We start from the raw sequence: 22,559 nt of genomic DNA, 5'->3' as shown, positions 1-22,559 counted from the left end.
CAACCGTTTGGAGTTACCCCCGGATTCCAGTGACTACGCCGAACAGCGGGAGTAGCCTAGTTCCAGTTGAAGTTGTGGATCTTTTGTCCGGCTGGGGTTCTGCCGTGGGCCATGTGCATTCGTCGCTGTCCGACCTTCTGGGGGTACTTTCCAACGCCGTCGCTCCACAACACGTAAGGTTCGACGACGGGTCCCCCACCGCCGTCGTTCCGCCACCTGACGCTCCGGTCACGGTCCGCGCCGTCGCGCTCAACCGAGTGGGACGGTCGCGGCGCGATGGGCCCGTCCTGGACCTCGAGTTGAGGGTGGCCGTGGAATGCCACGGTCCGGATCAGCTGGAAAACATGGAACGGCTGCTGTTGGCTGTTGAACTTCACAGCCACTACTCAGTGGTGTCCAGTGGAGAGTTCCGGCACGAAGAATACTCGGATGCAATACAACAGGGGCTGGGCTTCATGGTCCGTGTTCCGGTAGCCCTGCCCTTCGAGGAACCTTCGGATCCCCCGGCCCGGGAACCCGATCCAGGCAAGGCCAGCGGCGGGCGCCGGATCCGCGGGCGGCTGGTTGATGCCCACAACAAGGGCATTCCCCACGCATACATCCACGCCCACTCATCAGCCACGGCCGTTCTCAGCGACGCCACCGGGCATTTTGAGATCCTGGCTTCCGCTGACGATCTCCAGCATTTCGCCGTGGCGGTGGACGGCACTGAACGTGAAGTTTCCGCAACCACCCGCAGCCTCCCGGTGATTATCCGCTGGAAGTGAGTGCGATTATTTCCGATACGGTTTGGTCGGCCCTGCCTGTGACATGAAAAGATCAACCATGCGTCCCATGCAGCACTCCAGCAAACTCCAGAACGTCCGGTATGAACTCCGCGGACCCATCCTCCAGGCCGCCAAGGCCATGGAGGCCGAGGGACACCGCATCCTCAAGATGAACCTTGGAGACACTGCACCGTTCGGACTGGAAGCGCCGGAGTCCGTAGTGGTGGACATGATCCACCACATTCGCGGCGCGCAGGGCTACAGCGATTCCAAGGGCATCTTCTCGGCCCGCACAGCCATCTCGCAGTATTACCAGACGCGTGGGCTCATGAACATTGGTGTGGAGGACGTCTTCATCGGCAACGGTGTCAGCGAACTGATCTCCATGACCTTGCAGGCATTCATGGAAAACGGCGACGAGATCCTCGTCCCGGCACCGGACTACCCGTTGTGGACCGCCGCCGTCACCCTTACGGGCGGCAAGCCGGTGCACTACCTCTGTGACGAGGACGAGAACTGGTGGCCGGACATGGCCGACGTCGAAGCGAAAATCACGCCCCGCACCCGCGGAATAGTGATCATCAACCCCAACAATCCCACCGGGGCCGTGTACCCCCGGCACATCCTGGAACAGTTCGCAGCGCTCGCCAGGAAGCACGACCTGGTCCTGTTCTCGGACGAGATCTACGAGAAAATCCGCTACGTCGACGCGCCCCACATCCATACGGCTGCCGTTGCCGAGGACATCTGCGTGCTGACTTTCAGCGGATTGTCCAAGGCGTACCGGATGCCTGGCTACCGGGCCGGTTGGGTTGCAGTGACCGGCCCCTTGACCGCCACCGCTGCCTACCGGGAATCCTTGGAACTGTTGGCATCACTCCGGTTGTGCGCCAACGTGCCCGCGCAGCACGCCATCCAGACCTGCCTGGGCGGCTACCAGAGCATCGAAGCCCTCATTCGCCCCGGCGGACGTCTCCGGGAACAACGCGACCTGGCATGGAAACTGCTCACGGCCATCCCCGGCGTCTCGTGTGTTCCCGCTGCCGGAGCGATGTACCTCTTCCCACGCCTGGACCCCGAGATCTATCCCATTGCCTCGGACGAGAAATTCGTCCTCCAGCTCCTCCAGGAACAAAAAATCCTGGTCTCGCACGGCACAGCCTTCAACTGGCCCACCCCGGACCACTTCCGGTTCGTGATCCTGCCGGCCGTAGAGGACATCGAAGAAGCGGTGCGCCGGATCTCGCACTTCCTGGCGGCCTACCGGAACCGCCCGGCGGAGGATTCGGAATAAGGGTCCCGTCAGCGTCCTTAGATGTTCCCCTCCCCGGGCCCTTTCCCTTCTCCGGGCCCAGCCTCCCGGAGCGTCCTCTTGGCGATTTTCCCGGTTGACGTCTTGGGAATTTCGGAAATGACCACGACCCTTTCCGGAATCCACCATTTGGCCACCTTGCCTTCAAGGTGCAAGCGAACGGATTCTGCGGTCAGGGCGGCGTTCCCCTTGGGAGAAACATAGGCAACGGGCCGCTCACCCCACTTCTCATCAGGCAGTCCGACGACGGCGGCCTCCCAGACGTGCGGGTGGCTCAGGATGGCGTTTTCCAGCTCTGTTGAGCCGATCCACTCGCCGCCGGACTTGATCAGGTCCTTGAGGCGATCGACGACGTGCACGCAACCCTCCGGATCGATGGTCCCGACATCTCCGGTCTTCAGCCATCCATCGGGTGTGAAGGACGCTGATCCGTCGGAGGCGCCGAAATAACCGCCGGCCACTGTAGCACCGCGTGCTTGCAGTTCACCGGTTTCCTTGCCGTCGTGCGGGGCCAAGGTACCGTCCGGCCGCACAACGCGGAGTCCGACCAATGGGCTCGGGTAACCCGGAGCGCACATCCTGGCAAGGGCTTTGCCTTCGCTCTCCAGGACGGCGGCCTGGTCTCCCTTGGACGGCGTGCGCGCCGAGGTGAGCAGCGGGCTTGCTTCCGTCATTCCCCACGTTCCAACGAGCGGAACATTCAACTCCTCGAGGTATTGGCGGGCCAGGTCCACGGGCAAAGGGCTGCCACCGTTGGCCAGCCGCCGGAGCCCGGACAGGTCCCGCCCGTGCAGATGCGGCAGCAAGCCTTTCCAGACCGTGGTCACGGCAGCGGACACAGTGACCTTTTCCTGTTCCAACAGCCCGGCAAGCTTGTCCGGTGCCGTGGCCCTGCCCGGCAGGACCAGGGAGGCCCCGCACAGGGCGGCTGCGTAGGGAAGTCCCCATGCATTGGCATGGAACATGGGAACGATCGGCATCACTACGTCCGCCTCCCCCAGGGCGAAGATGTCCGCGAACAGGAGGGACATGGCGTGCAGGACGATGGAGCGGTGGTCGTACAGCACACCCTTGGGGCGTCCGGTGGTGCCCGAGGTGTAGCACAGGGCTGCCGCGGTTCGTTCGTCGGGGACCTCGAAGGCTTCCGCGCTGTCCGCCTGCTCAAGGATCGCTTCGTAGTCCAACACTCGCGGGTCCTGGGGCACCAAGGGCCCGTCGCAGTCGTCCATGACGACGATGTGCCGAAGAGTGGGCAGCTGGTCCACGATGGGCCAGAGGACATCGAGCAAGGATCGGTCAACGAAAAGCACATCGTCCTGGGCGTCGTTGACGATGTACGCAATGTCGGCCGGTGCCAGACGGTGATTGATCGTGTGCAGCACCCTGCCGGAACTGGGCACGGCGAGGTAAAGCTCAAAATGGCGCTGGCTGTTCCACCCCAGGGTTGCAACCCGGGCGGACCCGGGTACTGCAAGGTCGTCCAAGGCACCAGCCAGTTTCCGGGTCCGCCGCGCGACCTCGCCATAAGTCGCGGATCTCCGGTCCTGCTGCGCCCCGGTGATGACTGCCTTGTGGGCGAAGGCGCCTTCAAGGCGCTCCACCAGCATGGGCGTGCTCAGGGGATGTTCCTGCATTAGTCCGCGCATGATGTCAGCCTTCCTGCTGTGAATCCATGAGTGCGCGCGACGACAACTCCACGTCCCGGTTGCTGTCCAACCCGGCCTTCGATGCCGAATCGCGGTCTTCGCGCCTCAGCGCCCACGCCAGGATAGGTGTGATGGCAACGGAGACACCGGACGCCGCGATGATGATGAAAAAGCCGGTGGCCGGATCCCCCGTGGCAGTCTCGGCCACGCCGAAGAGGTAGGGACCAACGAATCCGCCGATGAGGCCGATCATGTTGATGAACGCAAGGCCCGCGGCGGCCACGATCCCTGACATCCGCGCCATCGCGATGGACCAGAACAGCGGCAACGTACCGAAGATGAAAACCGCTCCGACGGCGATGAGCACCACCCGCACCACTGGCGGCTCGACGAGGACATAAGCCACGGCGGTCACCAGGGTGCCCAACGCCATGAAGCCAACCCAGGACGCCTCCCTGGCGGATCGCCGGAACAGCCTCGGGATAAGCAGGACGCCGATGGTCGCTCCGATGCCGACGCTGCCGGAGATGAGTCCGATCATGAAGGGGCTGTCCACGTCCATGGACTCAATGATCGATGGGATGTTGAACACCAGGCCAACGCTGCTTACCTGGTTCAGGAAGTAGACCAGGGCGATCAGTACGATGAAGGGCCGGCCGAAGGCCCTGCGCATGTTTCCCCGGATGCGGTGATCGTGCTGGTCGGGCGGCCCGGCATGCCTGGTCAGGCTGTCGGCCTCCTCAGGGGTCAACCACGTGGCTTGCTGCGGGGTTGATGGCAGCCTGAACCACACGACGACGCCGATCACCATCGTGATCAGGCCCTCGATCATGAACATCCATTGCCAGCCCTTCAGGCCGAACAGAGTGTCCAGTTCCATGAGGGCACCGCCCACTGGACCCCCGATGATGAGGGCGATCGTCGGTGCGAGGTAGATGAAGCCCATGACGCTCGCGCGCTGGTTCTGCGCGAACCACACCGTGACCATGTACGCCAGGGCCGGGAACAACCCAGCCTCCGCCGCACCGAGGATGAATCGCAGTGCGTAGAACGAGGCCTCTCCCTGCACGAACATCAGCAGCGCTGAAACAGCGCCCCACGTCAGTGCGATCCGCGTGATCCACGCCCTCGCCCCGACGCGGTACATGATCAGGTTGCTCGGGACTTCAAGGAAGGCATAGCTGATGAAGAAGATGCCGGCACCCAACCCGTAGGCGGCCGCGCTGAGTCCCACGTCTGCCTCAAGGTGGGTCTTGGCCAGGGACACATTGGTCCTGTCCACGTAGGACATGAAGTAGACGACGCAAAGCAGCGGAATCAGCTTCAGTAGAGCCTTGCGCGTAGCCCGCGCGTGGACGGCGTCGGGGCGCGGAGTTGGTTCGGTCATGGTGCCTTGATCCTCGCTCGGATTGTTCTTGGGATTGTTCGGGTGAAGGGAACAAGCGGTTCGACGTCAGCAGACCTCGAACAAGCCGGCGGCTCCCATTCCGCCACCAACGCACATGCTCACGACGACGTAGCGGGCGCCCCGGCGTCGGCCCTCCAGGAGGGCGTGTCCGACCATCCTGGCGCCGCTCATTCCGTAGGGGTGGCCGATCGAGATGGCCCCGCCGTTGACGTTGAAGCGGTCAGGATCGATCCCCAGCCGGTCGCGGCAAAAAAGGGCCTGCGAGGCGAACGCTTCGTTGAGCTCCCACAGGTCTATGTCCTGGATCCCGAGCCCGTGCTGTTGCAGGAGTTTGGGGATCGCGAAGACTGGCCCGATGCCCATTTCACCGGGTTCGCAGCCTGCCACAGCCAGGCCGCGGTAGATGCCTAGGGGGTCCAGTCCGCGGCGATGCGCCTCGCCGGCCTCCATGAGCACGGCAGCCGAGGCACCGTCGGAAAGCTGGGAAGCATTTCCGGCAGTCACTGTGGACGTCCTGGATGCCTGGCCGTCCTTAAGCACAGGTCGCAGCGACGTCAAACCCTCCAAGGTGGTGGAGGGGCGGTTGCCTTCGTCCCGGGCCAGCGTGATGCTTCCGTCTGGCCCGTCGCCCTCCCGGGAAACATCGCCGGAGACCGTAAACGGAACGATCTCGTCGTCGAAAAGGCCTGATGCCTGCGCCTGTGCGGTGCGCTGCTGGGACACCAGGGCGAATTCGTCTTGCAGCTCGCGGCCGACGCCGTACCGCTCGGCCACGATTTCCGCCGTCTCAAGCATCGACAAGTAGATCGAGGGGCGATGCTCCCGCAGCCATGGATCCTGGGACCGGTAACTGTTCTGGTGCTCGTTCTGCACCAGCGAAATGGACTCCACACCCCCACCAATGGCAACGGACATTCCGTCGGCAACGATCTGCTTCGCAGCAGTTGCGATGGCCATGAGGCCTGAGGCGCACTGCCTGTCGATGGTCATTGCCGGAACGGTATCGGGCAGTCCGGCCCTCAGGACAGATTGCCGGGCTACATTGAATCCGGTGGTGCCCTCTTGCATGGCACACCCCAGCACGACGTCGTCGACATCGCCTGGCTCCAAGCCGGCCCGTTCGACGGCGGCAGCAATAGCGTGGGCCGCCAACTCCGGCCCCGAAGCGGACTTCAGAGTCCCCTTGTACGCGCGGCCGATGGGCGTTCTCGCCGTCGAGACGACCACGGCCTCCCTCACAGCTGCGCCTCCGCAGCGGCACCCTCGGCTACAGCGATATACCGTCTCGTCTGTTCAAAGGCACTGTTGGTGACCACGGAACCGGTCATGTCGCTGACCTGTGCCCAGTGGTGGGCAACCTGCTCGGCAGTGCGCATGTCCTCGGGAAGGTAGACGCCGGCCGATTCCTCCATCCGTGCGACGGCGAACACTCCCGCGCCTGCGGCCAGAATCGTCTTTGTTGGAGCGTCCGGCGACACCATGAAGACGGCGCCGGGAGACACGGCTTCAGGCGCCAACCGGGCCAGTTCCTGCGGCTCGAGAAGATCCTCTGTCATTTGCGTTGCTGCGGTCGGGGCTAGGGAATTGACTCTGATCCCTTTGCTCTCGCCCTCGATGGCAAGAACGTTCATCAGGCCTACCACGGCGGACTTCGCCGCGCCGTAGTTGGCCTGGCCGAAATTGCCGTAGATGCCGGACGCGGAGGTGGTCATGAGGATTCGTCCGTACCCTTGCCGGACCATGTGGGACCACACTGCATGCGAGCAATTCACGGACCCCATCAGGTGTACGTCCACCACCTTGCGGAAAGCGTTGAGATCAGACTTGCCGAAAGACTTGTCCCGCAGGATGCCCGCGTTGTTGATGAGGATGTCCACCCGCCCCCACTCGCCAACGATCCGTGCCACCATCTCCTCGACGGCTTGCTCATCCGAAACGTCGCAGAGTGCCACCATGGCTTCTCCCCCGGCGTCCCGGATCTCTAGCGCGACCCTTGCGGCAGCAGACCGGCTGACGGGGACGCCCGGGGACCCATCGACGTCGTTAACGACCACCTTGACGCCTCGCTCTGCCAGCGCCAAGGCATGCGCCCGCCCCAATCCGGCACCGGCTCCGGTGACGATCGCTACTTGCCCGTGGAGGTCGATTCCCACTGAAAACTCCTTTGTCCGCCTACATACTACTCAGTATTATGTTGTCACCGTCACAGGACCGTCAAGGACGGGCGCAGGAGATTGCCCGGGGAATGACATGATGTTGGGACTATGCGTGATGGAGGACAAGTGACTACCAGTGCCGACGCCGACCCCCACATCCGGGCACGCGTCCTCGATGCAGCCGCTGCAGGGTTCGCCCGAAGGGGCTTCGCGAAGACGACGATCGATGACATTGCTGCGGCCGTGGGCGCCACGAAGGGCCTGGTCTACTACCACTTCAGATCAAAGTTCGACATCTTCCTGGCTGCCTACGAGCTCGGCATGCACAAAGTGAAGGCCGTAGTGGAACCTTTGGCCGAATCACCTGGATCCGGGCTTGAGCGGCTGAAACTCATGGCGACCGCCCACGTGGTCAACCTGATGGAAGATGTCGATTACCACCACGTAGTCCACCAGGGCGTCCGCGACCAGTCGTCGGAATCGCTCACCGTTCACCAGCGGGAAGCCTTGGTGAAGCTCAACCAACTCCGCAAGGAATACGAACTCTTGTTCCGGGCAGTGGTTGAGGAAGGCGTCAATGACGCGTCGCTGCGAAAAGTCGATCCACCGCTGGCGACCCGAGTTCTCCTCAGCAGCCTCAACGCTGTGGACGTTTGGTACCGCGAGCAGGATCAGCAGGCTCCGTCCGGCATACGGTCATTGGCCGAGGAAGTCGTTGACCTCATCCTCGCCGGAGTCGCATCCCACTGACGGCTTTTACAGCCGAACAGCCTTTCAGCCATTCAGCCTTCAACGTGAAAGCTAGAGGGCAGGGTCCACCATGGTCATGCCCGCAGGGTTGGCCTTGTCGAAGCGGGGCAACAGCGCCGCAGCGTCCTGCAGGCCAATGGTGCGCTCGATCAGCAGCTGCGGCTGGAGCGCGCCCTGCTCAATGAGCGCCAACATGCCCGGATAGTCCACCGCGGCCATGCCATGGCTGCCCAGGAGATCGAGTTCCCAGCCAATCACGCGGGCCATGGGCACTTGCGGATTGCCGTCGATGGAGGGCAGCAAACCGATCTGGACATGCCTGCCTCGCCTGCGAAGGCTCAGGATCGCGTCGGCGCAGGTTTGCTCACTTCCGACGGCGTCCACCGCCACGTGGCTGCCTCCATCGGTCAAGCGGCTCACTGCTTCGGGGATGTCCGTTCCGTCAGCGAGTACAGTGTGGTCAGCGCCCAAGCGGGCAGCAACAGCCAGCGCCTCCGGGTTCCTGTCCACGGCGATGACCTTGGCTCCCATGGCCTTGGCGATCATCACGGCACTCAGCCCGACGCCGCCGGCACCCACAACAGTCACCCATTCTCCGGCCTTCACCTTTGCGCGGGCCGCCAAGGCGCGATATGCCGTGGCGAAGCGGCAGCCGAGGCTTGCCGCCGTCGTAAAGTCGACGCTGTCAGGGATGGCAACAAGGTTGCTGTCGGCAGCATGCAGTGCCACGTATTCGGCGAACGATCCCCAGTGGGTGAATCCGGGTTGCTGCTGGTCGAGGCAGACCTGCGCGTCACCGGCAAGGCACCATTGGCATGTGCCGCAACCGCAAACGAAGGGGACGGTGACGCGGTCGCCCACTTTCCAGCGCTGGACGCCTTCCCCCACCGAGTCGATGACTCCGGCGAGCTCGTGGCCCGGGACGTGGGGCATGGCGATGTCGTCGTGGCCGGCCCACGCGTGCCAGTCACTGCGGCACATTCCTGTAGCCAGCACCTTCACCACCACGCCGCCAGCGGGGGCTTCGGGTTTGGCGACCTCCCGGACGTCGGGCTGGGTGAGGACCTCATCAAATATCACTGCGCGCACGCCCTGACTCTAGCAATTGGCTGCCACTGTCACACTTCCGGCGCCGCTTCCGACATTCCAGATGTAACGAACCATCTCTGAAGGGAAGTCAGTATGACCCGCATCAACATCGGCCGCAGCAACAAGCTCGGCTACGCTGCCGTCATTGGCCTCGAGGGCTACGCACGCACTGCCGTGGACCCGGACCTGTACGAGCTCATCAAGCTGCGCGCTTCCATCCTCAACGGCTGCGGCTTCTGCGTTGACATGCACGCCACCGACGGGCGGAAGCGCGGCATACCCGAAAGGAAGCTCCACGCGGTTGCCGCCTGGCAGCATTCGAAAGTGTTCTTCGATGCCCGCGAACAGGCCGTGCTCGCCCTGACGGACGCGCTGACGCAGCTCGGGCCGGACACGGTGACCGACGAGATCTGGAACGCGGCGGCTACCCATTTCGACGACGGGCAGATGGGTGGCCTCATCCTGGCAATTTCCACCATCAACGTCTGGAACAGGATCGCCATCAGCACGCAGATGGAGCCGCCGCTGGATGAAAAGAATCCGCTGGTCTGAACGGTAACGTGGGCACCATGACTCTTGCCGTCTCAGCCACGGTGGCGTGGCAAAGCGAACGGAACCGTCTGCTGGGGATTGCGTACCGCATGCTGGGCGACTTCGGCCATGCCGAGGACGTGGTCTCCGAGGTTGCGATCGACGCCGTCCGGCAGGAGCGGAACACCGGCGCCGGCCGCGTGGACTCCTGGCCGGCGTGGCTGACCACTGTTTGCGTGCGGCGTTCCATCGACAGGGTGCGCCAACTCGCCGCCGCCCGCGAAGACTACACAGGGCCATGGTTGCCGGAGCCCGTGGACACCGCCCAGCTACCCGAGGAAGCAGTGGCCAACCGCGAACTGCTGTCCTTGACCTTGCTGCACCTGGCTGAGCAACTGGCGCCGGAGGCGCGGGCGGCGCTGGTCCTGCACCGCGCCTTCGGGATGGCAGCACCGGAAATCGGGGAGATCCTGGACAAGACCCCTGCTGCCGTGCGCCAGATGATTTCGCGTGCGGAGCGCCGCCTGGACATCGACCCGGAGGCGCCCGCTCCCCGGGCCAAGGACCGGGCCGTCCTGGAGAAGCTGGTGCAGGCCATCGAGGAAGGCGAGATCGAAACCGTCGTGGCGATGCTCCACCGGGATGCGGTGCTGTGGGCCGACGGCGGCGGCAAGGTCAAGAGCGCCATGAACCCGCTGTTCGGGGCGGCAAGGATCGCGCGGTTTTTTGCCGGCATCCTGGGCAATGCAGTGGTTTTCGATCCTGTGGAGCCCGTCCGTGCCTGGATTGTGGAGGTCAATGGCGGAGCGGCTTTGGTGCTCAGGCACCACGGCCGCTCCGACATCGTCGAGGTGGACGCCGGCCCGGATGGGAGTATCCGGGGGCTGCGTCAGCTGTCCAACCCGGACAAACTGGCCCGGGTCTCGCAGCTTATATAGCCCCGCTCACCACGTCACCATGCTTGGGCCGTCCACCGGCTGCGGCTGGAGGCGTTTGGACGACCTTCGCCCGACCATGAACGCCGCGGCACCCAACCCTGCCGGAACCAGCAGCGCCCATCCGCTGAACAGCAGAACCACAAGCATCACGACGGCGGCCACGATCACGCCGTACCAGGCTGCGGTCCGTCGCGGCAACAGTCGAACGCCCGCCGCCAACCCAAACGCCGTGACGGCCGTGAAGCATGCGGATGCCGCGCCGATCTGGAACTCCATGCTGAGCACACCGGCAGCGGCAAGGGCAAAGGACACCGTGGTCATCGCCGCCAGCGAACCAAGGCTCACCGAAGGCACCTGCCCCGCGCCGATGCCGCGCGCAAGAGGCCGCGGCAGCACGCCGTCGGACGCCAACCGGGCACCGAGCTTGCTGGCGCCCGCCACGAAAGTACTGAGCGGACCGAACGTCAGGACGGCCGCTGCGACGGCGGTCACCGGTGCAGCCGCCGGGCCAAGTCCTTTAGCCAGCAACTCGGCCACCGGGACACTGCTGTCCGCAAGGCCGGGTCCGAGGACTGCCACGCAAGCAGCGACGAGTCCGATGTACACCACCCCGACGACGACGAGCGTCAGCCAGGTTGCCCGCTTAAGGTCGCGTTCGGGGTTGCGGAACTCCCCAGCGAGGTGCGTCACCGCTTCCCACCCGGCAAAGCAGAAGAACAACAGGCTGGCGGCGCCGCCCACAGCCAAGTAGCCGTGTGGGGCGAACGGCACGAAATTGCCTGCCTGTGCATGCGGCGCGGCCACCGCTACGGCAAACGCAAGCAAGGCCACCAGCAACACCATCAGGAACAGTTGCAGTTTGCTCGAGACCCGGATCCCCACCGCGTTGGCCGCAAAACCGGCTGCGAGGATCGCTCCAGCCGCGATCAGGGCTGTTTCACGGCCGCCTCCCATGGCATGGGCGATGTACTCTCCTCCGATCACTGCTGTTGCCGGGGCTCCGAACGGAATGGCGAAGTAGAACAGATAACCGGCCACCACAGAGGCGCGCTGCCCAAAAGCCCTGGTGACGAACGTTGCAATGCCGCCGGCGTCGGGCTGCTGCCGTGACATCTCCGCGAAACTGAACGCCACCGGCGTGCAGAACACCAGGAGCAATGCCCACGCCAGGATCGACGCCGGACCCGCCACTTGGGCGGCAATGGCAGGCAGAACCAGCACCCCCGATCCCAAAATGGCACCTACGTAGATCCCCGTTGCACGGAAGAGACCCAGACCCGAACCTTTGACAGCATTATTCACCCTTCTACTGAACAGTATTCGGACCGGTGCCAGCCAGCAGGGAAACTGCCTGCAAACAGCAATATCCTGCCGAATTTCCGCACAAATGCCACCGTCACTCTGTCAGGATTCGGTGTGTCCCAACCCCAGGGCCGGCACCAATGCCACTGAGCACGCAGCGGCGCCGTGCAACTCGAAGACAACGATGGAGTTGGTACCCCGGCGCAGAACGGGCCCCGGGACGTACAGGGTGGTTTGGGGACCCCGCGACCAATACCGACCAAGGCAAAAATCGTTGATCCAAACAACCCCTTTGGTCCAGCCACTCATCGAAAGAAACGCATCTGCCTGATCGCCTGCCTCGAATTCGCCTTGGACAAAAGCAGGACCGGAAACAGGCCCGTCAAGGTGCACTTCCTCGCTGTCCAGTTCGGACAGAGTGGAAGTGATTCCGGCGAGGTCCAGTGGGAGACAGCGCCAGTCCGGTACTGATTGGCCATTGATTCGCGCCTTGCCGACAAGCCCCTTGGGTTCACCCAACTTCGGGCCGTAGTTCACCCTGCCTTGGTCCTCCACCAAAATCTGAAGAGTTCCGGCTGCATCGCGGGGCAGGGAGATCGACTTTTCGTGATGATCGCGGGCCAAAGTGCCAACCGGCTGCCCATTCAAGAAGACTTGTGCGCGGTCACGAACCGCGTCAAAGGTGAGTACACCGGGGCCGCTCAAGGCCACCTCGGTGCAATAGACGCTATAGCCGGAGTAGTGCTCAAGGTCATCATGGGTGGGGAGGTCCCCTTTGTGGTCCCAGCGTCCGAGGTGGTCCAAACCGTCCCACAAGGGGACCTTCCGGTTCAGCGGGAGAACAGCCTGCGCCAATGCCCCGGAAGGTACCGGAACATCGGCGTCGTCAAGTTGGGAGTACTTCGATATCACGTCTCGGAGGGCCCAATACTTGGCCGTGGGATTTCCGGCTTCGTCCAGTGGGGCATCGTAGTCGTAGCTTGTGGCAGTGGGTTGGTACACGCCCTTATGGTTGGCGCCGTTAGTGAGGCCAAAGTTCGTTCCGCCATGGAACATGTAAATGTTGACCGACGCACCCATCTCCAGCATGACGTCCAGTTCCTCGGCTGCCTGCTCCGCCGGCGTCGTGTGGTGGTGGGCTCCCCAATGGTCAAACCATCCCACCCAGAACTCAGAGCACATCAGGGGTCCACTGGGTTGGTGCCGGCGAAGGGTTGCCAAGCGTTCAGTTGCCCTGGAACCGAACGAGCCAGTCTTGTGCAATCCGGGCAAGCTCCCATTCCGCAACATGTGGTCCTCGGGTTGGTCAACCGTGGTGAACGGAACGGTCAGGCCGATCTCCTGGTTGATGCGGACCAGCTTTTCCAGGTAAGTGCGATCGTCGCCGTAAGCCCCATATTCATTTTCAATCTGGACAAGAATGATGGGACCGCCGGCGTGGATCTGCCGGGGTACCAGGATCGGTGCAAGTTGATTGAAGTATTCCCTGATGGCCTCCAGATAAGCGGAGTCGTCCACCCGGATCGCGTTCGCTCCAGAGTCGAACAACCACGCAGGCAGGCCCCCGTTGTCCCATTCAGCGCAGATGTACGGGCCTGGCCGAACAATGGCATGCATGCCTTCCGCGTCCACAAGATCGAGGAACCGGGCCAGATCCAGGATTCCCGAGGTGTCGAACACCCCGGGCAATGGCGCATGCGCGTTCCATGGGATATAGGTTTCGATGGCATTCAGCCCCATTTGGCGCGCCTTGCGGATCCTGTCCGCCCAGTGCTCAGGATGTACCCGGAAGTAGTGCAAGGCGCCGGAGATGATCCGGTGCGGCTCGCCGTCGAGCATGAAATCGTGCTCGCCGATATCGAAGTGGGACATTGATGGATCCAATCTCAGGGACGTGGGAGAGGCGGGATGGGTTCTGTGCAGGCGTCCGCAATGCGTGAGGCATTTGGGGAATTTTCCCGGCGCATCCCCGGCAACCACACTCTGCCAATTTGCCGCTCCACAAGCTATGATAACGATTTCAGAGCCTAATCGTCCATGGCTCAAAGCTCAACAGACTGGAGAGTCCGTGACTTCTTACCACTACGCCGAACGCGGGAAAATCTCACCCGGCAAATTGTTCCTGGACCAGGACGGCAAAGTCGCCCAGCTCCACGGAGCAGGACTCCAACAGTTCGGCGACACGTTCTTTGCTTGGGGCGAAGACAAAACACATGGGGGAACTTTCGGCGGCGTGGCCTGCTACTCGTCCCCTGATTTGTCCACTTGGACGTTCCGTGGGCATTCCCTCCCTGTGTCAGAGGACGTTCCCGAACTAGCGCTGGACCGTGTCATCGAACGACCCAAAGTCCTGAGGAACCGCGACGGAAAATACGTCATGTTCCTCCATGTGGACTCCCGGGACTATTCGGACGCCAAGGTCGGGTGGGCCATATCGGAGACGCCTGAAGGTCCCTACCAATTCCTTCGCGCCGAGCGGCCGCTCGGCAACGTCAGCCGGGACATCGGCGTCTTTGTCGACGACGACGGTACTGGTTACCTCCTCAGCGAAGACAGGGACCACGGCCTTCAGATCTACCGCCTTTCGGAAGACTTCCTGGCCGTGGACAGCCTTGTCTCCACCACCTTGGCACCTGAGAGCGACCACCCCTTGGGATCACATGGATATGAGTCCCCGGCGATGGTGAAAGTCGCTGGCCTCTACTACCTTTTTGGCTCCGACCTTACGGGCTGGTCCACCAACGACAACAAATATTCAACCGCAAAGGCGCCGAGTGGGCCATGGAGCGAGTGGCAGGACTTCGCGCCGCCAGGCTCGGCCACCCACGACTCACAAGTTTCCACCATCGTGAGCATAGAAGGGACTGAGGGCACAACCCACGTGTACGTCGGGGACCGGTGGATCCGCGACGACCTCTTCCACTCCGCCCCGGTCTGGCTTCCGATCCAGATTGCCGACGGCAACGCGTCTCTTGCGTGGATGGATGAGTGGTCGCTCGACGCCGGAACGGGCACCATCACGGCATAGCCTACGCACGCCGTATGGGACACAATGCAAACGGTCCAGGATCCGAAGATCCTGGACCGTTTGCTTTGCCCTTATCGTGCTGTGCTACTCAGCCGCTGCTTTGAGGCGCTCCTGGACATCGACCCCGACGAGCGAGCGGAGTTCGACCAACTTGCTCATGCTTCTCCCCTCAAAGGTGGCCATAAGACCTGCTCAACTCCCGTATAGCCGCAGTTCGGCGACACCCATGATGTCTCCGTTCACGAGGCGCACATACCGGTACTGGGAGTTGTCATTGACCGTCCATGGCTGCCAGGGAAGAACACTCTTGGGCGCAGCCGGGGTCAGCCGCTTCCAGTTCTGCCCATCGTTTGAGCCCTCCAGCCTGAGGTCCCGCACGCGTGATGTGCCGTAGCCGTCCTGCCGCAGGAGGATCTCTGCCCTGCCCAGCTTCACGGACCCGTTGGGGCCAAAGTCCCAGGTGATGCCGTAGACGCCGTCAAACTGCCGCGTGTCCGTATAGGTGGTCGCATTGTTATCGAAGAGCTTCGCAGCGTCCGCGGTGTGGGTGCTGCTCGGCTGGAGATTGGGGCGAAGCACGGCAGCGGAGGCGAAACGGCTGTCGACCAGCCCGGTATTGCTGGAAACGAACAGCCCGGACCCGTCGCTCGTGGCTTCCACCGGATCCGCGGCTTTACCCTCAGGTGCAGTGAAGTTGATAGCGAAGGTCAGCGGTGCGCCTTCTCCGCCCTGGAGCGCCCTTCGCGCAAGCCATGTGCCGGGTTCTTCGGCGGTCACCGTTGCCGGTTGCCCTTGGATGATGACCGAGATGTTCGAGTTTTGCGGGGCGCCCGTAAACCTGAGCTCAGCTGTGTCGCCGTCCACCACCCGGCCCGCCGTGGCGTTTGGAGAACCAAGGGTCACCGTGTTCATTGCACCGACCGTCTCGCGGCGTTCTCCTTCAATCCGCAGGTCAGCCACGCTCCATACACGGCCCGCTGGCTGCGCTCCTTCCAATTGAAACTTGAGGAAGCGGTAGGACTGGTTGCGAAGTTCCTGCTTGACGGGAAGGTATTCGAGGGCATTGTCCTGGCCCACGGTTTGCGCTTCGGTGAGCAGCGTCCAGTCGGAGCCGTTGCTGGAGCCATAGACGCTGGTTCCCCGGGTACGATCCGGAAAGGTATCCCGGGCCAGGAAGCCGAACCTGTCGACCCGGAGCCGGTAAGCCGTCCCCGCGTCGAAGACCACCGCCGGACCCGGAAGGTCACCCCATGTTGTCTGGTTGCTGCCGTCAATCAATGAACCCAGCGTTGAAGCCGATATCTGGCTCGAGGTCACCACCTTGGTGAAATCCAAAGACCCGTCTTCGAGCTTCGGGTTCAGTTCGGCCAGCTGTTGAACCGCCTGCCGCAAGCCCTCCAGCAACGTCCCGAATCCGGCAGCATCCGTAGAATCCTTGCCTGCCAGGGCGGCGTCTTTGGCCTTGACCAGGGCAGCCCAACTGGAGGAAGTGTAGAGCGCCTGATCCTGAACGCCGGAAAGCAGTTTGTCGATGGCGTCCTGCCGGTTGGCAGCAACACTGATGGTGACAGGTAGGGCCGAAGTGGTTTGGCCGTCGTTTGCCACGGCCAGGAATGCCGCCACATCCGCTCCGGACTGCGGGGTCCACGCCAGGCGCCCGTCGACCGCGAGGGAGGCACCCGCCGGAGCGCCCTGCAGGCTAAGCGAGGGGGCGCCTCCGGAGTCCGTGACCACCAGGTTGCGGGAGAACTGCTCACCGGCAACCGCAACCGTGCTGATCCCGGGTGCGTCCTTGAAGACAGGTGGGGTCAAAAGACCATTGGCCTGGCTAAGAACGCCGCTAACGTCGATCTGCGGGGAGCCGTCCTTGGCGCGAAGGAAAAGGATGTTTTCACCTACCTTGCTGGTTGGAATCTTATTCGAGTCCAGGTCGACCCAGGCGTAGGTCCACGCACCTGCGGTGTCAGGTAGCGCTATTTCAGCGAAAGCCGTCGAGTTCGCGGTCCGGGCGGCTTGCAGTGTGGCTGTCCCGTTCGTCCTCACCTTGATTCCCACGAGGGACGTCTTGGTCCTGTCCGACCACACCATCCGGCGAACGGCCAAGACCGCGTCGTCCTTATGGGAATCCAATCGGATGAACTCCTCACCGCCGGCGGTCTTTTGTTTGGCGTCCTTGCCGATCACCTTTCCGTATTGCGCGGTGGACATCTCGGCGGTTGGGCCCGGCACGGGAACGCTGACATTCTCGTTTGCCAGTTGTGCGGGGAACGCTACCCAGTAATCCGCAGGGTTGAAGTCCGATCCTCGCGGATTCCAAAAGTTCTCGATGCCGGCGCCGTTGTAATACAGGGGGCCGTCCCGCTTCTCGTGAAGCTCGGCAACATAAGGCGCTTCCCGTTCAACGTCAACGCCTTCAACGTACTTGTACTGATAGTAGATCTCGCTCATCATGTCCCTCAGCCGTCCTCTGTAAGCCTGGGAAAGGGAGCTGGAACCACCGGACGTGTCAATGAACGGCACTTCTTCACCCATCATGAACTGGACATACTTATCGGCCCCCTTCAACAGCCGGTTGCCCAGGAAACCGTAGGGGCTGACGGCGTCGGCGGCCTGGGACACTGTGCCGTGGACAGGGTCCAGGCGGGTGCCTTGGTTATTGATCATTCGCGAGATGGAGCCCAGAAGAGTGATGTCGCCTTCGGCATGGGCCTGGTCGCGGCCCATCTCGACCAGCTCAACAAAATCATGGCCGAGGGGGTTGCGGGGATCGTCAGACTTTACCTCCCGCAGCAGTGCAGAGAGGCTGCCGTTGACGTCACCGCCGTTGATGGTCCCGTTGATTTGGTAGGTGGAGTTTACGGAGAACCACTCAACCCGTTCGGCATAAAGCTGCGGATCATCTATGAAGATCGCTCCTGAGAGCATGCCGATCACCCCGTACAGGTGCTGATTCCACAACCGGTTCTGCGAATAGAGGAAGGTTCTGATGGTGGGCAGGACCATGTTGTCCTTGGCCCTCTGTTGGTCGCGCTCGGTCCACCTGAGATCGTAGCCGTTGAGGTCAGGGTTGACCGGCTGCGTGGACCGGATGATCTCTGCCGCGCTCACGAACTGGTAAAGCGGCACACCCGTGTGGATGTGGGAATCCGGAAAATATTTGTACTTCGCCGGGTCCATGCTGCTCCACGTCCTGAGGACGTGCAGCGCATTTGCCCGGTAGACCTCGTCGCCAGTCATGACATACATCAATGCCTGGGTGAGGGCTCCCAAGCTGTCCGTGTGCGCTTTTCCTCGCATGGACGCCTGGTCGTAGGCATTGTTCAGTGGTGTGTCGTCCGTGGGGCCTTGGTTTCCAGCAACATAGTCCCGAGCGGCGTACTTGGTCTCGGACATCGCCTTGTAGTAGCTCGCCCATGGTTCGACGCCGGCCTTCACCTGCTGCTGCGCGTTCTGTAGCTGGCTGGCTGTCATGCCTGCTCCCGGGTGCGTGAAACCCGCGGAACTGACCGTTTGGGTAATCTCGGGTAGAGCCACCTCAGTGACGTTAACGGCGTGGGCAGATGCCGGCGTCAGTAGGGCGATCCCTATGAAAGCAGACAACGTGCCGGCAAGGACTCTCAGGATTCCGGGACTGGATCCGGGTTTATGCCGGACAGCCAAAGGACCACGGGATCTTCCCGCACTGCTGGAATGGTCAGGAAATTGCTGCATTGCATTTCTCCTTTGTTGTGAAAATGTGGCCCGGGGCGGCAGGTCCGGGCTGCGCTGCACGGGATTGGTAGTGACGGGGCACCATCCGGGGACGCATCACCCCACGGGCCGGCGTGCGAATCAGTACTTGATCCGGATAAGGCGGGCACTGTTCTGCTCCGGAAGTTCAAGCTTCAGCTCCAGCCTGCCCTCCAGGCCTGGAACCAAGGCCACCAGACCTTCGCTCCAAGTGGGATACAGAACCTCCACGGATGCCCCCGGTCCGACCTCGGGCGGCAGTCCTATGTGTTGCTCGGGGCTTCCCGCTCTCCGGTGAACGGCAACCACCACAGACCGTTCTTCCAGGAACGCGCCTTGGGCCACCCAGTCGTCACGCCAGGCCGGAAGGCCCAGGGGAAAGAAAGGTCGGCTATGCGGTAGGGCGCCGCGCAGTCCTTTGTAGAGGTCAATGGCTTCTGCCACCACAGCCTGCTGGCCAGGCTCCAGGGTGTCTATCCGTCCTGCAAGGTGGATCCTTGAAAGCATCGAGCTGATCATGGAGAAAGCCAGTTGCTCCTCGCCCATGGACCCGTCAACTGTTGCCCAGACTCCCGCCTGTTCCGGCGGCAATGCCAGGGGCGCCGCCGCAGAGATGGCCGGGATTTTGGCGTAGTCCTGCTGGTCGGTCAGGGAGAGGATGGGGAAGGACGAGCACGAGGCCCCATCAAGGCGGGATCCACCGGCCGCACATCCTTCAATGGTCAGCCCGGGATGGCGATCCATGGCGGCAGAAACCCAGGCGAGAAATGCCCTGTTGTGTTCCATCAGCCCCGATCCGGCAGAGCCGTTCAGATCGGTGCCGGCGCCTATGTCGATGTTGTAGTCGAGCTTGAGATAGCCAAGACGGAAGTTCTCCATCAACCGGTCCACCACCCGGTCCAAATGGGCCCGGGCTGCCGGATGGCGCAGATCGAGCTGGTACCTGCCCCACTCCTGGACCCGATGGCCTTTTCTGCTGAAGAACGCCGCATCCGGAAGGGACCGCGCTATACGGCTCCTGCTTCCAACAACTTCTGGCTCGAGCCAAAGACCCGGTTGCATTCCGGCGCGCCGGATTCTGTCGATGACTGCATCGAGCCCACCGTCGGGGAACCTGTTCGATGACGGTTCCCACTCACCTACCGAGTCCCACCAGCCCCCGTTCTCGTCGTCGTACCAACCGGCGTCGATGCAAAAAACCTCCGCGCCCAGAGCGGCCGCCGCTTCAATCAGCGGTATCTCCTTCTCGGTGGTGGGATCGGACATGAGACAGTTCAAGAAATCGTTGTAAACCACCGGCAGGGCCGTGTTGTCGGGGTGCGGCCGGCGAATGCGGCGCCGGTAGGATGTCAGCTCAGCAGCAATCGCATCAATGCCTCCTTGTGGCGCAATGGCGACGGCGGCAGGAACCGTTGTGAAGGTCGATCCGGGTTCCAGGTGCACATCCCACTGGTGCTCTTCAAAGGTGGGCCCTGAAAGAACCAAAGCGACGTCGTTGTACCTGTCGGCCAGTTCGTAATGCCAAGCGCCATTGTGTTCTACCTGCCACGCCATCATGCGTCCGGTGGATGTGTCTTCAAGTATTCCCATGGGCATCTGCTCGGATGTGGACCAGGCTCCGGTTGACGTGGCGACGATCCGGTTCTTTGAGCCCACTTGGTTGTACTGAACCATGCCCACATTGATCAGGCCACGGCTGGCGAGCGATCCTTTGGCCCAGCGAAACTCACCGGACCAGGGATTGAACGCGTGCCAAAGCTGCAGTTTCTCTTCCCAGTCCGTGCCGTGGCCAAGTCCTGAAACGGCAAACGACGAAACGTATTCCAGGTCCACTGGGGCTGTTGAGGCCTTGACGTCGGTCCACGTGCGGACCACTGCAGCGGCTTCCGCCACCTCGTAATGAGCAACAGCATGCAGCCCTGAGCGTTCGTCGCCGGCATGGACTTCCAAACGGCGCACTCCGTCGGCCTCCGACTCCCGGAATTCGAGCAATCGCAAATCCTGGGACGTGCGCCCGTCCATGTGCCGCTTTCCTGCGGTTCCACTCCTTCCCTGACCGGCCAGGGACAGCTCAATCACGGGACGGGAGGAACGCACGAGGTTGGCAGGCTCAAGCGGCGCATCATCTTTGTGGGAAATTGCGAGCAAGCGTGGCGCGATTGCCGGGCCATGCAGGAAGTGAAGCTGAAGCAAGCCGTTGCCCCAGGTGAACAGGGACGTACCGGGACGCAGACCCTCTTCCAGTCCATCGGCTGGTTCGACGGCCAGCGCTGCTGGATCCGGGTGGATGGCGGTCATGACGGCGTTCTCCTAAGGTCAACGGACGCGGCCACACGCTGTTCAGCAAGCGCCACGACGGTGGCCCAACTGTATGATATCGATATCAGATTAAGCAATGCCCCCACGGTTGGCATGTAACGCACGCCACAATCCGCTCTTGCCAACCGCCGTGTCGGCGTTTACTCTGATATCGATATCAGCTTCCAATCCGTCCCATCGGACGTGTCCGTCGGTCACCGAGGAAGCCATCTCTCCAAGGAGCATCATGAATGCAATGAAGCGTTTTATTACCGGAGCCGCGGCCCTCTCCCTTGCGGCGTCGCTGGCAGCATGTGGAGGCGGGCCAGCCGCAGCCCCGGCCGGCCCCTCAGCGGATCCAGGGGTGGAGGGAACGGATTCGCAGCCCGTCACCCTCAACTACTGGGGCTGGAAGAAAGGCACAGCGGACCAGGTCAAGCTGTTCAACGCGGCCCATAAGAACGTGCAAATCAAGTACACAGAAGTCAAAGGCGGGGCGGACGCCCTGAACGGCCTGCGCAACGCAGCATCAGCAGGCAACGCACCTGATCTTCAACAAGGCAACCAGGACTGGATGGTGCCGTTGGTGGCGGAGAAAGTGGCAACCGATGTCACTCCCTGGCTCTCACCCAGCAAGGACAAGTTCCGCGAATCGGCCTATAAAGCTTCGCAGGTCAATGACCACAACTACGTCATCCCTACTGAGCAGGCCCCCCAATTCTTCGTGTACCAGAAGCCGATCTACGATGCAGCAAATCTCAACGCCCCGAAGACCATGGATGAATTCGTGGACCAGGGCAAGGTGCTGGCAGGGCAAGGTCACAAAATAACCAACATGGCCGGCGAGGATCCCTCCACGTTGGTGAACTGGGCCTGGCAGGCCGGCGCCCAGTGGTACAAGGCCGATGGAGACACCTGGAAGATCAACTTCCTGGATAAGGCCACCATGGAGGCAGCTGACGTTACGCAGAAGTTGATCGACGAGGGCGCCATATCAACCCAGAGCTTCGCCGATTACGCCGCCGTGCAGCAGATGTATGACAAGGGAAACACGGCCACCCGCCACATCTGGACGTGGTCCACCAATGGCATGGTGAGCAATTTCAAGGACTCATTCGGCAACTGGGCGGCAGCGCCGATACCGGAATTCAGCACGGGAGGCAAGGCCAACGTCAGTCCCATTGGGGGAATCTTCGTGACCGAGCAGTCCAAGTCCAAAAAGGCGGCGGCCGAGGCAGCAGTGTGGCTGGCTACTGAGAAGGAGTCAGTAACCATTGCCGCAGACCCCATCAAGGGAGCTTCTTCGTTCCCCGTCATTGCGGACTCTGACTCCTACGTGAGCACACTGCTTCCCGAGAAGCTCTTCGGTGCCAATCACGCCGAGGCCGTGAAGGTGGCAATCGAAGCGTCCAAGAACATCGCTCCGGATTGGACCTACGGGCCCAACTACACCGCCATGTACACCGAACTGGCGGACGGATGGGCCAAGGTGATTACCAAACAACAGAAAGTCACGGACCTGCTCAAGCACATGCAGGAATGGACGATCAACGATCTGAAAAAGAAGGGAATCAACGCCGCAGACGGCTCCGTGTAGCCGGGCGC

The 22,559-nt window shown here is 62.3% G+C and carries 16 protein-coding genes; 7 read left to right on the top strand and 9 right to left on the bottom strand.

Annotated elements, in window-relative coordinates; genetic code table 11:
• Nucleotides 1–74 precede the first annotated feature (74 nt).
• Entirely contained in the window at nt 75–767 is a 693-nt protein-coding gene (locus AB0N72_RS17735) for a hypothetical protein (RefSeq protein WP_363933546.1), read from the top strand.
• Between the two features lie 58 nt (nt 768–825).
• Nucleotides 826–2,061: a pyridoxal phosphate-dependent aminotransferase gene (locus AB0N72_RS17730; RefSeq protein WP_363933544.1), complete on the top strand. Its 1,236-nt coding sequence runs from the start codon at nt 826–828 to the stop codon at nt 2,059–2,061.
• A gap of 17 nt (nt 2,062–2,078) precedes the next feature.
• On the opposite strand, the gene AB0N72_RS17725 is transcribed toward AB0N72_RS17730, so the two are convergent.
• The 4 genes from AB0N72_RS17725 to AB0N72_RS17710 all read right to left on the bottom strand — a co-directional run bounded on the left by AB0N72_RS17725 (nt 2,079) and on the right by AB0N72_RS17710 (nt 7,286).
• Nucleotides 2,079–3,725: a long-chain fatty acid--CoA ligase gene (locus tag AB0N72_RS17725; RefSeq protein ID WP_363933542.1), complete on the bottom strand. Its 1,647-nt coding sequence runs from the start codon at nt 3,723–3,725 to the stop codon at nt 2,079–2,081.
• A gap of 4 nt (nt 3,726–3,729) precedes the next feature.
• On the bottom strand, nt 3,730–5,112 hold the full coding sequence (locus AB0N72_RS17720) for an MFS transporter (protein ID WP_363933540.1): 1,383 nt from the start codon (nt 5,110–5,112) through the stop codon (nt 3,730–3,732).
• Nucleotides 5,113–5,178: 66 nt separating this feature from the next.
• A complete protein-coding gene (locus AB0N72_RS17715) occupies nt 5,179–6,372 on the bottom strand; it encodes an acetyl-CoA C-acyltransferase (RefSeq protein WP_363933538.1) in 1,194 nt (397 codons plus the stop codon).
• Nucleotides 6,369–7,286 (bottom strand): SDR family NAD(P)-dependent oxidoreductase, encoded by a 918-nt coding sequence (locus tag AB0N72_RS17710; protein WP_363933536.1) that lies wholly within the window; start codon nt 7,284–7,286, stop codon nt 6,369–6,371. Before AB0N72_RS17710 ends, AB0N72_RS17715 begins: the two co-directional genes overlap by 4 nt.
• A 129-nt stretch (nt 7,287–7,415) precedes the next feature.
• On the opposite strand from AB0N72_RS17710, the gene AB0N72_RS17705 reads away from it, so the two are divergent.
• Complete coding sequence (locus tag AB0N72_RS17705; protein WP_363933534.1) at nt 7,416–8,039, top strand: TetR/AcrR family transcriptional regulator; 624 nt, start codon at nt 7,416–7,418, stop codon at nt 8,037–8,039.
• Between the two features lie 51 nt (nt 8,040–8,090).
• Here the strand turns inward: AB0N72_RS17705 and AB0N72_RS17700 are convergent, their stop codons facing one another.
• Entirely contained in the window at nt 8,091–9,128 is a 1,038-nt protein-coding gene (locus AB0N72_RS17700) for a zinc-dependent alcohol dehydrogenase family protein (RefSeq protein ID WP_363933532.1), read from the bottom strand.
• 93 nt (nt 9,129–9,221) lie between these two features.
• Here AB0N72_RS17700 and AB0N72_RS17695 point away from each other — a divergent pair, with 93 nt between their 5' ends.
• Both AB0N72_RS17695 and AB0N72_RS17690 read left to right on the top strand, forming a co-directional pair.
• On the top strand, nt 9,222–9,680 hold the full coding sequence (locus tag AB0N72_RS17695; protein WP_363933530.1) for a carboxymuconolactone decarboxylase family protein: 459 nt from the start codon (nt 9,222–9,224) through the stop codon (nt 9,678–9,680).
• A gap of 17 nt (nt 9,681–9,697) precedes the next feature.
• Entirely contained in the window at nt 9,698–10,597 is a 900-nt protein-coding gene (locus AB0N72_RS17690; protein WP_363933528.1) for a sigma-70 family RNA polymerase sigma factor, read from the top strand.
• A gap of 6 nt (nt 10,598–10,603) precedes the next feature.
• Here the strand turns inward: AB0N72_RS17690 and AB0N72_RS17685 are convergent, their stop codons facing one another.
• Both AB0N72_RS17685 and AB0N72_RS17680 read right to left on the bottom strand, forming a co-directional pair.
• A complete protein-coding gene (locus AB0N72_RS17685; protein ID WP_363933526.1) occupies nt 10,604–11,899 on the bottom strand; it encodes an amino acid permease in 1,296 nt (431 codons plus the stop codon).
• 102 nt (nt 11,900–12,001) lie between these two features.
• A complete protein-coding gene (locus tag AB0N72_RS17680; protein ID WP_363933524.1) occupies nt 12,002–13,771 on the bottom strand; it encodes a beta-galactosidase family protein in 1,770 nt (589 codons plus the stop codon).
• A gap of 196 nt (nt 13,772–13,967) precedes the next feature.
• On the opposite strand from AB0N72_RS17680, the gene AB0N72_RS17675 reads away from it, so the two are divergent.
• Nucleotides 13,968–14,927 carry a family 43 glycosylhydrolase gene (locus tag AB0N72_RS17675; protein ID WP_363933522.1) on the top strand — a complete coding sequence of 320 codons (960 nt, stop codon included), beginning with the start codon at nt 13,968–13,970 and terminating at the stop codon, nt 14,925–14,927.
• A gap of 192 nt (nt 14,928–15,119) precedes the next feature.
• On the opposite strand, the gene AB0N72_RS17670 is transcribed toward AB0N72_RS17675, so the two are convergent.
• Together AB0N72_RS17670 and AB0N72_RS17665 are read right to left on the bottom strand one after the other, a co-directional pair.
• On the bottom strand, nt 15,120–18,398 hold the full coding sequence (locus AB0N72_RS17670; RefSeq protein WP_363933520.1) for a discoidin domain-containing protein: 3,279 nt from the start codon (nt 18,396–18,398) through the stop codon (nt 15,120–15,122).
• Between the two features lie 360 nt (nt 18,399–18,758).
• Complete coding sequence (locus AB0N72_RS17665; protein WP_363933518.1) at nt 18,759–20,954, bottom strand: alpha-galactosidase; 2,196 nt, start codon at nt 20,952–20,954, stop codon at nt 18,759–18,761.
• A gap of 247 nt (nt 20,955–21,201) precedes the next feature.
• Between AB0N72_RS17665 and AB0N72_RS17660 the strand changes: the two genes are divergently transcribed.
• Nucleotides 21,202–22,551: an extracellular solute-binding protein gene (locus tag AB0N72_RS17660; protein ID WP_363933516.1), complete on the top strand. Its 1,350-nt coding sequence runs from the start codon at nt 21,202–21,204 to the stop codon at nt 22,549–22,551.
• The last annotated feature ends 8 nt before the right edge of the window (nt 22,552–22,559 follow it).

The sequence above is a fragment of the Paenarthrobacter sp. NPDC089307 genome, from assembly GCF_040685055.1.
GTDB lineage: Bacteria > Actinomycetota > Actinomycetes > Actinomycetales > Micrococcaceae > Arthrobacter.
This window is presented reverse-complemented; position numbering and strand designations above follow the sequence as displayed.

Excerpts from the sequence above, each read along its gene's own strand:
- AB0N72_RS17730 (WP_363933544.1), top strand. The coding sequence starts at position 826 with ATGCGTCCCATGCAGCACTCCAGCAAACTCCAGAACGTCCGGTATGAA.
- AB0N72_RS17725 (WP_363933542.1), bottom strand. The coding sequence starts at position 3,725 with ATGCGCGGACTAATGCAGGAACATCCCCTGAGCACGCCCATGCTGGTG.
- AB0N72_RS17720 (WP_363933540.1), bottom strand. The coding sequence starts at position 5,112 with ATGACCGAACCAACTCCGCGCCCCGACGCCGTCCACGCGCGGGCTACG.
- AB0N72_RS17695 (WP_363933530.1), top strand. The coding sequence starts at position 9,222 with ATGACCCGCATCAACATCGGCCGCAGCAACAAGCTCGGCTACGCTGCC.
- AB0N72_RS17690 (WP_363933528.1), top strand. The coding sequence starts at position 9,698 with ATGACTCTTGCCGTCTCAGCCACGGTGGCGTGGCAAAGCGAACGGAAC.
- AB0N72_RS17680 (WP_363933524.1), bottom strand. The coding sequence starts at position 13,771 with ATGTCCCACTTCGATATCGGCGAGCACGATTTCATGCTCGACGGCGAG.
- AB0N72_RS17670 (WP_363933520.1), bottom strand. The coding sequence starts at position 18,398 with ATGACAGCCAGCCAGCTACAGAACGCGCAGCAGCAGGTGAAGGCCGGC.
- AB0N72_RS17665 (WP_363933518.1), bottom strand. The coding sequence starts at position 20,954 with ATGACCGCCATCCACCCGGATCCAGCAGCGCTGGCCGTCGAACCAGCC.
- AB0N72_RS17660 (WP_363933516.1), top strand. The coding sequence starts at position 21,202 with ATGAATGCAATGAAGCGTTTTATTACCGGAGCCGCGGCCCTCTCCCTT.